We start from the raw sequence: 11,626 nt of genomic DNA, 5'->3' as shown, positions 1-11,626 counted from the left end.
TTAAAGTCTCTGAAGGGCCGTTGAAGACTACAACGTTGATAGGCAGGGTGTGGAAGTGGTGTGAGCCATTAAGCTAACCTGTACTAATTACCCGTGAGGCTTAACCATACAACGCCAAACGCGTTTTATGACAGCGTAACAGACAGAAGTTAGTATACTAAAGTAGATTTACGATTATCAGATTTCCGAATTTTAGTTAATTGCTAAGGCGATTAACAAACAGAATACGCTTGGTGACAATAGCGTTTTGGACCCACCTGACCCCATGCCGAACTCAGTAGTGAAACGAAACAGCGCCGATGATAGTGTGGCATTTGCCATGTGAAAGTAGGACATCGCCAGGCTCCTAATTCAGTCGCAAGACTTTAAATTAAAAATAATAAGAAAATTAAACAGAATTTTCTTGGTGACAATAGCGTTTTGGACCCACCTGACCCCATGCCGAACTCAGTAGTGAAACGAAACAGCGCCGATGATAGTGTGGCATTTGCCATGTGAAAGTAGGACATCGCCAGGATCCTAATTAGAGAAACCCGTTGCAGCAATGCAACGGGTTTTTTCGTGTGTGGTCGCGATTTTACATCGCGCGCTACCCGCGAATAGACACTCCATGACGCGGAATGAACCTGCTGCTACGCGCTAGTATTTTGATAGTGAAACGGCATGTACACCTATGCCACTATGGTCACTAAAACAACCCGTAGGCCTCGGTTTCTTCCTCTTCTTGGTTTGCAAGATGTTCTGGGCGGAATATAGCGCTTGGATCAATCAGTAACGTATGCTTATTTTTCATTTTGATTAAGCCGCGCATCATATTTTTTGTTTGTGGGTCTACATCAAAGCCGACGGAGGTTAACTTATCTAAGGGTTTAATATCTTCTTTTTTAACGTTGATGTTGTCTTCTACTTTATCAACCAGTAATCCTATGTGTGGTGTGATGCCATCTTTAGTGGTGAAGATAATAATAGGTTTGTAGTCGAGGATTATTTGCTCTCTAGCAGACTCAAATAAACGTATTAGTTGGTTAAAAATATGTCTCTTTTTCTCTTCAAATATATGGATTAACTTATCCTTAGATAGAGTTTTTTGTAGTTCGAGTAACTCTCCAGCCATGGCATGTAGTGCTCTGTGAGGCGTATCAAATTTGTTAAGAATGTTTTGCAAATCTTCATTGTCTGTTTTGAAGCTACCATACCAACGGCCAAAAGCACATTTTTCTGGATCAGTTGATTGTGTAAAAGCAACACCAGTTAGTAAGCTTTCTTCTAGGGCGTTTAACCAGAGTTGGTGCTCTTTTTCTTTCTCAGCTAATAAATCTGTTAACGCAGCATTTGTTTTATGGGTCGATTGGTTGTTAAGTACAATGCCTAAGTCAAATATAGGAGTGGGTGTATCCATGTAGTCTTTAACACCAATAAAGCTTTTATTTTCATTGGGTAGAGACGTTAGGTTACCTTCATAACGTTCTGTTAGAAGAATATCGAGTATTTTAAGTGAAATGGTCTTATGGCCAACACGAAAATTAATCAGATCCATATTTCCCTCAAAGCCTTATTAAGTCTTTAAAGCATAGAACATTATTCTGATTTAGCAGTAGTTAATCTTGATTACTTTTAAAATATGAGCGATAAATTTTTTTATCACTATTGCCAGTCTGTTCACTGAATAACCTTGCAAAGTCAGTATCTTCATCAAATAGTGCATTTAACTTGGAAAGTAAGCATTGGTTATTTAAAGGGGGAGAGCACTTTTGGGCAGCACTAACCAGTGCCGCAGCATTCAAGTAACCTTCAAAAATTATGCGATTTGGCTTTCTTTGGTAGGGTTTAATATCTTCATTAAATTGCACGCACCAAGCGTTATCGCACAGATTAGGATCGGGGACGACTTCCGTGACCATAATGTTGCTTGGATGGTTAATTCGCTTGTATAGTTCATGGCTTGATGCAAACGAAACGGCGGTGTAGTCGGGTGTGAAGCCTTGCTGGTAGCCTGTATTGATAAACTCAGCTAACGGTTTGTATGTGCCTACCATACAGATTGCAGTCGCTTTACTTTGTTTAAGTTGCGTAAGTGCCTTTGCAACATCTTCGCTATTGCGTTTAAAGCGGGCAACTTCAATAGGTTTTATTCCATATTTTTCTAAAGCTAAAATTAAATTACTTTCAACAACATAACCAAATTCATCAGCTTGAATCATTAATGCAATTTTTTCATGTTGGCGTTCTTTTACCAAGTAGTCGATTTGTTCAGACGCTTCATCTTGATAGCTGGCACGTAAGTTAAATACATTTGGCATTGAATTATTATGAAGAAAGTCAGCACCCGTGAAAGGCATCAAAAAGGGGACGCGATGCCTGTCGAGTAAAGGTTTAATTGCATGTGCAGTCGGTGTTCCCATCGAACCAAAAATAGCGTGGATGTTATCACTAAATAAAAATTGCCGTGTGTTTACAACCGTATTTTTGGGCTCGTACCCGTCGTCAGCAATGATGAGGTGGATATTTTGACCATCAATACCGCTATCAGCATTTATCTTATCGAAATAAATATTACTGCCGAAAGCTAATTGCTCGCCAATTTCTTTTGCAGGCCCTGATAGTGCTGTAGACATACCTAATTTAATAGGGGGAAGAGTGTCTTCGGCATGACCCAAAGTAGATAAAAGTGAAAGAGAAAACAATATGCTCTTAATTGTCGATATTATGGAGTAATTTAAAGTGAGCATACCAACCTTGCACTGCGGTTTTGAATTGTGTGTTTAATGCTTTTTTTCCTGACAAACTCGCTTCATTAATGAAGTGTTCGATACCAGTTTGCTGTAATATTAGCCGAATAAGTATGCGTTTTGTATCTTTATTAAGCAAGTGTAGACTAATTGGTGTATGCCAGAACAGTTGCCACAGTAGCGGTTGAGCAGAAAATAACGTGAATTCAGTGTTTAAAAGGCGCTCAGCTCTAGTTAGTAATGCAGCCGGGCATTCACTTTGTGAAAAATGAGGTAGTAACTCAGCAATCAGCTGCCACGGTAAGTGGCTAAAGTGGCCTAAAAGCTGTAAAGAAAAGTCGTGTTTAAACTCATTATTGAGTTGAGTTACTGAGTGCCTAGCTTGGCGGGTAAGTGGCTTTATTACTAAAGCCGAATGTTCCGCAGTTGCTTTATCGTGGCTAAACCCCAACTTAATGACCTTAAAATCATTACTTTGCCAAAACTTAACCAGAGATGCATTTGCGCCAAAGCTCGCACCGAAATAGTCGCAATTATCTAGCTGTTTTTCGCAGTAATTTAAGAGGCTTGAACCTACACCTTGCTGATGGCACTCTGGTGCGACAGCGATTCGCACAACTCTTGCAGAGCGTTTACATAAATCTTCTGTATTCTGGCTCAGTTGAGTAATGGTTTGTGCCATTAAATGGCCATGTGGTCTGCGCTTACCTGTTTTTACTTGCTCTGCGATTTCAGTCGTTAACCCTCCCTCAACAGCCACCAAACACACTGCTTTTAATGTATTTTCTTGCTTACAGATAGAGAGCTGTAACTCGGGCGCATCAAGCAGTTGGCGCAAATCATTCACTGTGGTTTGGTAATGAGCCAGCGCGAGTAGTGCCATTATTTGGCTAAGTAGCTGCTCATCATCAACAAGTTGCTCTTTGCTGATGTTTTCAAATTGGTACTGCTTACTACTATGCGTGTCTAGGTACTTTGCATCGAGTAATAATAGTTCGCGTATACTATTTTCTAGCGGATCGCGCTTTGCAAAACGAATTGGTTCCTCAAGCGTAATTGTTTTTAGCGATTTAAATTGGCTACGTAAGTAATGTAAAAAGCGTAGCGTATAACCTCGCCCATTTCCCTCATAACCAACCATAGTGCTAGCAAACACAATTCGCGGATAACTTTTCAGAATTTGCAGTAGTATAGAAACCGGAATAGCCGCAGCTTCGTCGACAAATAACAGATCGCAGTCAGGCTTTTCATCTAACAGTGAATCTGGCGCAATATAGCTAAGGTTAGCCAGTTGCTTACAGTTTTGCTCTTTAGTTATACCAAGCTCAGATGCTAAATGTTTAAAGCTAGTTTGCACAGCTTTGGCTTGCGTTGTACAAATCAGGATTTTTTTATCTTGCAGATTAGCAGCTGCAAGTCCTAAAGCGGCTGACTTACCACGGCCCCGATCTGCACTGATAACTAAGGGCCTATTAGCGCGTCCTGTCGCAGTTTTAATTATTTGCTCAACACACGCCTGTTGTTGCTGATAATTTATCTCAGCGGTTGCTGGCGATACTGATTGGTAGACGGGGACTGAGTGCTCAGTAAAATAATGTCGCTGTAGCTTCAACTTTGTAAAAAAGCGTTGATTAAAAAAGCTATGCGTAATTTCTTCGCCATAAGAGGTAATACTTGTGAGTGCAGGGTCTTGCCAATGATTGTCCTCTGGTAGCAATAAGATCAGTACACCACCTGCTTTTACGGTACCTACAAGCGCGGCCAGTTTATCCACATATAAGCCGCTAAAACCATCGAAAATTGCGTGTTGAAACTCTTGGCCAAGAATTTGGTGAGCATGTTTTGGAAACTCACTATTTGCTAATTGTGAGCTAGCGCTTAAAACATAGGTATTGTTAAGCGCTAGTTGGCTTGCGAACTGGTAGCACCAAGTTTCGCTGCCTTGCACGATAACGAGCTGGCGATGCTTTGCAAGCGTCAGCTCGTTACACAGTGCTGCTATGTATTCATTATAAGGCTTGAAGTCTTGCATACTGTGTTACAAGCCATTTGCTGCCTAGGTCATCAAAGTTCACTTGAATACGTGATTGTGCGCCACTACCTTCGTAATTGAGTACGGTACCTGCGCCAAATTTGGCGTGTAATACGCGTTGACCTAAGTTAAAGCCGCTGTCTTCAAATGCCGCATGGGTTACTGATGGGCTAAAGCGACCTGCGGCAGGTGGTCTAGAAACCTGTGTTTTAATACGAATTTCTTCGATGCAATCTTCAGGCATTTCGCGTAAAAAGCGTGATGGGCTGTGGTATTTTTCTTGCCCATATAAACGACGGCTTTCTGCGTGACTAATGTATAATTTCTCCATCGCACGGGTCATGCCAACATAGCATAAACGACGCTCTTCTTCTAAACGGCCAGACTCTTCGTTACTTTGCTGTGATGGGAACATGCCCTCTTCAACACCAACCATAAATACCAGTGGGAATTCTAGGCCTTTTGCTGAGTGTAGTGTCATCATTTGCACAGCATCTTCGTGCTCATCGGCTTGACCTTCACCAGACTCTAGTGAGGTATAGGCCAAAAAGCCCTGTAGTGGTGAGCTGAACTCTTCATCTTCAGGGAGCTCATATTGACCACATGCACTAATAAGCTCTTCTAAGTTTTCTACGCGAGCACGGCCTTTTTCGCCTTTTTCAGCTTGATACATAGCCATTAACCCCGAGGTTTGAATGGCGTATTTAGCTTGCTCCTCTAAGGTGAGGTCGCTGATCTTATCTTCGATATGTTCAACAAGCTCTAAGAATTTAGTCACTGCACTTGCTGCACGGCCAGATAAGTGTTGTTGCTCGATAATTGCTTTTGCAGCATACCAAAGTGGCAGAGACTCATTCCGTGCACAATCACGGATATGGCTTAGTGTTTTATCACCAATACCACGGGCAGGGGTATTAATAACGCGCTCGAAAGCGGCATCATCTTGGCGATTACCCACCAAACGTAAGTACGAAAGAGCATCTTTGATCTCTTGGCGTTCGAAGAAGCGCATACCGCCATAAATACGGTATTTTAAACCTTCTTGCAGCATCGCTTCCTCAAGTACACGAGATTGCGCGTTATTACGGTATAAAATGGCGGCATCTTGTAATGCATTACCCGCATTGAGCCAGCTACGTAGTTTGCTGCTAACAAAGCGGGCTTCGTCTAATTCATTAAAAGCAGCGTAAACAGAAATAGGCTCACCGTCATTGCCGTCTGTCCAAAGGTTTTTACCCATGCGTTCAGCATTATTTTTGATCAGTGCATTTGATGCTTTCAAGATGGTTGCTGTTGAGCGGTAATTTTGTTCAAGGCGAATCGTTTCGGCTTCGAAGTCAGTTAAAAAGCGTTTGATATTCTCAATTTTTGCGCCACGCCAGCCATAGATACTTTGGTCATCATCACCTACGATCATAATACTATTCGTATTACCTGCAAGTAACTTTAACCAAGCGTACTGGATTGTATTAGTATCCTGGAACTCGTCTACCAACATGTGAGCAAAGCGTTGCTGATAATGACGTAAAAGTGTCGGGTGATTTTTAAGCACTTCGTAGCAGCGCAGTAGTATTTCAGCAAAGTCGATTAAACCAGCACGATCGCACGCTTCTTGATATGCAGCATAGACTTTTAGCATCATCTGCTCATTGATATCGTAAGCTTGAATGTCTTTCGGGCGTAAGCCTTCGTCTTTTTTCGCGCTGATATACCAACCAAACTGTTTTGCAGGCCATTTTTTGTCATCGATGTTCATCGCTTTAAGTAAGCGTTTGATCATACGTTGTTGATCGTCAGAATCTAAGATTTGAAAGCTTTCTGGTAAGTTCGCTTCACGGTGATGGGCGCGCAAAATACGGTGAGATAAACCATGGAAAGTACCAATCCACATACCACCAACTGGTGCTTTAAGCGTTTCTTCTACACGGGTACGCATTTCTTTGGCGGCTTTGTTGGTGAACGTGACCGCAAAAATGCTGTATGCAGAAGCTTGTTCAACTTGCATGAGCCATGCGATGCGATGAACGAGTACTCGAGTTTTGCCAGAACCTGCGCCTGCAAGCACTAGCATGTTTTGCAATGGGGCTGCGACTGCATCCCGTTGTTTATCATTTAAGCCATCGAGTAATTCAGAAACGTCCATCGTTACGCCTTTTCAATCTATAATGAAGGGAGTATAACAGGTGTTTATGCAAGGCTAAATAAAATACTGTTTTTATAAACAGCTATTTTGGCAAGTCATTAAAATTGGAGTATAAAAATTGTGAATTTGACTTATTTTTAGCAAAAAGAACTAAAACCAAAATAACGCTATTTTTTAACACTTTGATTTGTAAGCTATAATAAGTTGGCATAAAGTGTGTTTATTAAAAGTATAATCATTAAAAACTACAGAGGTTAGTATGGCAGAGCAAGGTTCTGGTGGTAATGTAATCGCAGCAATTTGTAATATCTTTTTCCCTGGCTTAGGGCAGTTGGTACAAGGTCGTTTAATGGCGGCGATTGCATTCTTTTTAGCTTGGGTTATCAGTGGCGCGCTAATTTATGTCGCGATCGGCTTTGTGTTACTGCCGATTGTTTATTTATGGGCAATCATTGATGCCGCACGCTTTAGATCACGACTCTAGCTGTTTGAATAGCTTAAATACGGGCGCCACATTGGCGCTCGTGTTGTTTTTAGGGCTGCAAAACTCGCCACGTATAGCTGCAAACGGTATAATCAGCGTATTAACGTATTACGAGTCCCCTTCATGGAATATCAATTTATCCGTGACCCAATTAGCGGTTTACGCATTAAAATCTCTTCTGAACACGGCGTTATTGGTCGTTGGCTGAATGAAGAAATCGGAAAAGAAAAAGTCGCAATGGTGCAAGCTTTAATTGCTGCAGTTAAGTGTAGCCATGAGCCTTTAACCTTACAAGGCCAAGAAATTGATTTGATTTTAAGTAAAGATGAAGCGTTATTTGAAGCCCATGCACTACATCAAGACAACGAAGACTTAGTCGCCTATCAAGATGATGATTTAATGCTCGAAGAAGAGGGCTTATGCAGTGGCTGTGGTTTTGAAGACTTTGTTGATTTAATTGAGTCTTGGCAAGAGTTTACCCAAGGGCGATAAGCAGAAACAGATTCTGCTTATCTGTGGCTAGTTTATTGTTCATTGACTGATTTAACAGCCGCAAGCAATAAGTCTTCAGTTAAACGTACTTTATAATTTGGATTAGCATACTGAAAGTGAATTAATCCTTTTGTGTCAACCACAAAAACAGCCGGTACAGGTAAAGCCACCTTTGCTTCGCCGTCTAGCGACACAAAGTTAACGCCAAGCTTATTGCGATAGATTTTAGCGGTTTTAGCGTCTAGATAAAATGCCAAGCCTAATAGCTGGCTCAATGCCAAGCTATCATCAGATAAAAGTTGATAATTTGGAGAGGATATTTTGCTTTCAGCTAGCTTCTCTGGGCTATCTGGCGATATCGCGATAATTTGTGCATTGAGGTCTGCTAACTGCTTTTCAATTTTTTGCACACTGGCTAATTGTCTTGAACAATATGGGCACCAACCGCCCCGATAGACAATCAATACCGTGGTTTTTTCTTTAAAACGTTCACCTAAAGAAACGCTTTTTCCAAACTGATCTTTTAAGTCAACATTTTGTATAGTCAAGCCTGGCAGTAATGGACTAACTTGTTCAGCTGAGTTTGCAATATTCGTTGCGGTAGCTGCAATTGCTTGGCTAGATAGTGCAAGCAATGCAGTAATAAGTAGTGATCTAAACATTAGGTTCCTTAATGATTCTTTCTCGATTTTACAAACGACCAGTTTATAGGTGTTTTTATTTCATCAATGCCAAATTTAACTGTAGTATATAGGCAAATAAAAAATGCAAGTTGGGATAAAGAATGTCTGCTAATTTACAAAAACTCGTTGTTATGCTCGAAATGCAAAATGCGATGAATACCAAAGTTCATGAGCAATGGTTTAGCCAAGGTTTTGAGTGGTATCGTGCAATTTGGGTTGAGTGTGCTGAAATGCTTGATCACTATGGTTGGAAGTGGTGGAAAAAACAAACTCCAGATACTGAACAAGTTATTTTAGAGTTAGTTGATATTTTCCATTTTGGTTTATCTTTGCGCATTGATGGTGAAACCAGCTATGAGCAATTAGCCGCGCAACTTGAAGCGGAATTAAGTGCGCCAGTGCAAGCGGATGACTTTAAACAAACACTAGAGCAATTAGCTGCGTCAGCAGTCGCTGAAAAGCGCTTTAATGCAGCTGCATTTGCAGGTTGTATGGCGCAAATCGGTATGGATATCGATGATTTATACCGCGGCTACGTTGGTAAAAACACCTTAAACTTCTTCCGCCAAGATCATGGCTACAAAGATGGTAGCTATATCAAAGTATGGAACGGCCAAGAAGACAATGAACACTTAGTGGAAGTTGTTAAAAGCCTAGATACAGAGCATGCAGATTTTGCAAAGCTTGTTTATCAAGGCTTAGAGCAGCGTTACCCTAAATAAACGTGTTTATGCTCATTTTATAACGGGCATAAACTCGCGAAAATCGATGGTCGATAAAAAGTCATCGAACTGCTTGTGCGGTTGTTGACTATCTGGGTTGGCAACCGCAAGAATATGGCCAATACCAAACTCTTTTGCTGCATCGAGCACGGCAGGGCTGTCATCGACAAATAAAGTCCGTTTCTTATCAAATTGCCATTCTTGGTGCACTTGTTGCCATAATGGTTGATGCTCTTTACTCACGCCATATTGGTGAGTTGAAATTACCCCATCTAAGTAATTATCAATAGCAGTGTGTTCAAACTTTAACATGGCACAATCTGGGTGCGCGTTAGTAAGCATGATCAATTGCTTGCCTGCTTTTCTAAGCTCCGTTAGAAACGGCGGTACGTCATCACGCACTTTTATTAAATGTTGAATGTCGCGTTTAAGCGCCATGATGGGTAAATCAAGTTGCTGTTGCCAATAATCTAAACAATACCAATTAATTTGCCCATGCACTTGTTGATAGCGGTGCAGAATGTCTGCTTTTGCTTCGTCTAAACTCATTTTATGCTTACGCGCATATTGCTCGGGAATAACAGTAAGCCAGAAATAATTATCAAAATGCAAATCGAGTAGGGTGCCATCCATATCTAACAACACAGTATCGATTTTTGACCAATTTAACATAGGCAATTCACTTTAAAAGATTTATGATGAGCATAACTGCCATGATAGCAAATTAATGCCAATGACACAGAAAAAGCATCCTACACCACCGCAAATTTTGTCTAATGAAGTTGTCGCTAAAAGTCGACTGTTTACTGTTGAATCTCTCGAATTGAAGTTCTCAAATGACGAGCAAAGGCAATACGAACGAATTCGTGGTGGCGGAAGAGGTGCCGTCATGATTGTGCCTGTAACGGCTGATAATGAGCTGTTATTGGTGCGAGAATATTGTGCCGGCACTAATGATTATCAACTGGGCTTTCCAAAAGGCTTAATTGATCCGGGTGAAACTCCTGAACAAGCTGCAAATCGTGAGCTTAAAGAAGAAGTCGGCTTTGGTGCTAACCATTTTGCCGCCCTTAAAAAAGTCAGCATGGCACCTAGTTACTTTAATGCCACTATGCATATTTTGTATGCCGAAGATCTCTACTCTGAAACCTTACCAGGGGATGAACCAGAGCCACTTGTTGTCGTGAAGTGGCCGATGAATGATTGGCCGTCTTTATTACAACAAGAGGACTTTACAGAAGCACGAAGTGTTGCAGCTTTGCTATTATTAACAAAGTACTTAGAGTCGGGAGCTACCAATGAGTGATTTTTTAGAGCCTTGCATTCGTCTAGCTGAACAAGCAGGTGATGCCATTATGGCTATTTATCAGCAAGATGATATTGGTGCCGAGCAAAAGTCCGATCATACGCCCGTAACTAAAGCTGATTTAGCATCAAATGAAGTATTGATGGCAGGATTAAAAGCGTTGGCACCAGATATTCCTATTATGTCAGAGGAAACGCCAATCCCTGCACTTGCTGACAGAAAGCATTGGCAGCAATACTGGTTGCTAGATCCCATGGATGGGACTGGGGAGTTTATTTTAGAAAGTGGTGATTTTGCAGTTAATATCGCACTGATTGAAAATAATCGTCCAGTATTAGGTGTTATCCATTGGCCAGCGAGGCACGTTACTTATTTTGCAACTTATCAGCAAGGCGCGTTTAAGCGTGAAAATGGCCAAGATCAGAAAATTTCGGTTGCAACACCTGATAATTTAACTTTAGCTGTGAGTCGTCGACAAAAAATTGAAGCGGTAAGTCAGTATTTAAATACCCAGTTTGCAACGGTCGCATTAGGCTCATGCTCATTAAAAGCCTGTATTATTGCAGAAGGTAAAGCGGATTGTTTTTTACGCATAGGGCCAACAGGAGAGTGGGATACAGGCGCATCTCAAGTGATTGTTGAAGAAGCGGGTGGCTGCATTACAGATGCTGAATTTAATCCTTTAACTTACAATCAACGAGAAAGCACAGAAAACCCAGATTTTATCGTTATGGGCCACCCTGATTGGGAGTGGCAAAAAATGATAAGTCCTCACCAACGAGCTTTTTAACGGCACTTTGTGTGCTTTTTGTTCGTTTGGTGGTGTTTTATTACTATAACTCTTGATTTCTAATCTTATTGCTATATGATAGCGCTCTCTTCGAAACAAGGCATCAATAATATGCTGTTGTTACTGAGAGATTACAGGTGCGTGATAGAGCAGAATGATAAATCATTCGTCGGACTCGCAAATACCTGAAGTCGAAGGTCGTCGGTTCAAATCCGGCTTCTGGGACTTTAAACATACAGGCGCGG

Annotated in this window: 11 protein-coding genes and 3 rRNA genes; 8 read left to right on the top strand and 6 right to left on the bottom strand. The window is 41.2% G+C overall.

Annotation, left to right across the window (positions count from 1 at the left end):
* The 3 genes from L3V41_RS16450 to rrf (L3V41_RS16440) form a co-directional block, all read left to right on the top strand.
* Positions 1–108 (top strand): 23S ribosomal RNA (locus L3V41_RS16450); the annotation flags it as partial.
* Positions 109–229: 121 nt separating this feature from the next.
* Positions 230–344: ribosomal RNA gene (rrf, locus tag L3V41_RS16445) — 5S ribosomal RNA — on the top strand.
* A gap of 58 nt (positions 345–402) precedes the next feature.
* Positions 403–517 (top strand): 5S ribosomal RNA (gene rrf / locus L3V41_RS16440).
* 171 nt (positions 518–688) lie between these two features.
* Here the strand turns inward: rrf (L3V41_RS16440) and L3V41_RS16435 are convergent.
* From L3V41_RS16435 to uvrD, 4 genes are all read right to left on the bottom strand, one after another.
* A complete protein-coding gene (locus L3V41_RS16435; RefSeq protein ID WP_237128105.1) occupies positions 689–1,537 on the bottom strand; it encodes a CZB domain-containing protein in 849 nt (282 codons plus the stop codon).
* Between the two features lie 61 nt (positions 1,538–1,598).
* The gene (locus L3V41_RS16430; protein WP_237128104.1) at positions 1,599–2,684 is read right to left on the bottom strand and encodes an ABC transporter substrate-binding protein; all 1,086 of its coding nucleotides are present in this window, start codon (positions 2,682–2,684) and stop codon (positions 1,599–1,601) included.
* A gap of 7 nt (positions 2,685–2,691) precedes the next feature.
* Entirely contained in the window at positions 2,692–4,761 is a 2,070-nt protein-coding gene (locus L3V41_RS16425) for a GNAT family N-acetyltransferase (RefSeq protein ID WP_237128103.1), read from the bottom strand.
* Positions 4,739–6,904 (bottom strand): DNA helicase II, encoded by a 2,166-nt coding sequence (gene uvrD / locus L3V41_RS16420; protein ID WP_237128102.1) that lies wholly within the window; start codon positions 6,902–6,904, stop codon positions 4,739–4,741. Before uvrD ends, L3V41_RS16425 begins: the two co-directional genes overlap by 23 nt.
* Before the next feature lie 259 nt (positions 6,905–7,163).
* On the opposite strand from uvrD, the gene L3V41_RS16415 reads away from it, so the two are divergent.
* Positions 7,164–7,388, top strand: a complete 225-nt coding sequence (locus tag L3V41_RS16415; RefSeq protein WP_062568272.1) for a hypothetical protein — start codon at positions 7,164–7,166, stop codon at positions 7,386–7,388.
* Between the two features lie 123 nt (positions 7,389–7,511).
* Positions 7,512–7,880, top strand: coding sequence for a YacL family protein (locus L3V41_RS16410; protein ID WP_193988125.1), 369 nt, complete (start codon positions 7,512–7,514; stop codon positions 7,878–7,880).
* A 32-nt stretch (positions 7,881–7,912) separates the two neighbouring features.
* Here the strand turns inward: L3V41_RS16410 and L3V41_RS16405 are convergent, their stop codons facing one another.
* Positions 7,913–8,542 carry a peroxiredoxin-like family protein gene (locus L3V41_RS16405; protein WP_237128101.1) on the bottom strand — a complete coding sequence of 210 codons (630 nt, stop codon included), beginning with the start codon at positions 8,540–8,542 and terminating at the stop codon, positions 7,913–7,915.
* Positions 8,543–8,664: 122 nt separating this feature from the next.
* On the opposite strand from L3V41_RS16405, the gene L3V41_RS16400 reads away from it, so the two are divergent.
* Positions 8,665–9,285, top strand: a complete 621-nt coding sequence (locus L3V41_RS16400) for a dUTP diphosphatase (protein WP_062568269.1) — start codon at positions 8,665–8,667, stop codon at positions 9,283–9,285.
* Positions 9,286–9,297: 12 nt separating this feature from the next.
* Here L3V41_RS16400 and yrfG read toward each other — a convergent pair whose 3' ends face one another.
* Positions 9,298–9,957, bottom strand: coding sequence for a GMP/IMP nucleotidase (yrfG, locus tag L3V41_RS16395; RefSeq protein WP_062568268.1), 660 nt, complete (start codon positions 9,955–9,957; stop codon positions 9,298–9,300).
* A 61-nt stretch (positions 9,958–10,018) separates the two neighbouring features.
* Between yrfG and nudE the strand changes: the two genes are divergently transcribed.
* Both nudE and cysQ read left to right on the top strand, forming a co-directional pair.
* The gene (nudE, locus tag L3V41_RS16390) at positions 10,019–10,591 is read left to right on the top strand and encodes an ADP compounds hydrolase NudE (protein ID WP_193989015.1); all 573 of its coding nucleotides are present in this window, start codon (positions 10,019–10,021) and stop codon (positions 10,589–10,591) included.
* Positions 10,584–11,381: a 3'(2'),5'-bisphosphate nucleotidase CysQ gene (gene cysQ, locus L3V41_RS16385; RefSeq protein ID WP_062568266.1), complete on the top strand. Its 798-nt coding sequence runs from the start codon at positions 10,584–10,586 to the stop codon at positions 11,379–11,381. Before nudE ends, cysQ begins: the two co-directional genes overlap by 8 nt.
* Positions 11,382–11,626: the final 245 nt, after the last annotated feature.

Origin of the sequence: Pseudoalteromonas sp. L21 (assembly GCF_021728035.1) — a bacterium.
In the GTDB taxonomy this organism is placed as follows: Bacteria; Pseudomonadota; Gammaproteobacteria; order Enterobacterales; family Alteromonadaceae; genus Pseudoalteromonas; species Pseudoalteromonas arabiensis.
This window is presented reverse-complemented; position numbering and strand designations above follow the sequence as displayed.

Coding starts and splice junctions, on each gene's coding strand:
- L3V41_RS16435 (WP_237128105.1), bottom strand. CDS start 1,537: ATGGATCTGATTAATTTTCGTGTTGGCCATAAGACCATTTCACTTAAA.
- L3V41_RS16425 (WP_237128103.1), bottom strand. CDS start 4,761: ATGCAAGACTTCAAGCCTTATAATGAATACATAGCAGCACTGTGTAAC.
- uvrD (WP_237128102.1), bottom strand. CDS start 6,904: ATGGACGTTTCTGAATTACTCGATGGCTTAAATGATAAACAACGGGAT.
- L3V41_RS16415 (WP_062568272.1), top strand. CDS start 7,164: ATGGCAGAGCAAGGTTCTGGTGGTAATGTAATCGCAGCAATTTGTAAT.
- L3V41_RS16410 (WP_193988125.1), top strand. CDS start 7,512: ATGGAATATCAATTTATCCGTGACCCAATTAGCGGTTTACGCATTAAA.
- L3V41_RS16405 (WP_237128101.1), bottom strand. CDS start 8,542: ATGTTTAGATCACTACTTATTACTGCATTGCTTGCACTATCTAGCCAA.
- L3V41_RS16400 (WP_062568269.1), top strand. CDS start 8,665: ATGTCTGCTAATTTACAAAAACTCGTTGTTATGCTCGAAATGCAAAAT.
- yrfG (WP_062568268.1), bottom strand. CDS start 9,957: ATGTTAAATTGGTCAAAAATCGATACTGTGTTGTTAGATATGGATGGC.
- nudE (WP_193989015.1), top strand. CDS start 10,019: ATGACACAGAAAAAGCATCCTACACCACCGCAAATTTTGTCTAATGAA.
- cysQ (WP_062568266.1), top strand. CDS start 10,584: ATGAGTGATTTTTTAGAGCCTTGCATTCGTCTAGCTGAACAAGCAGGT.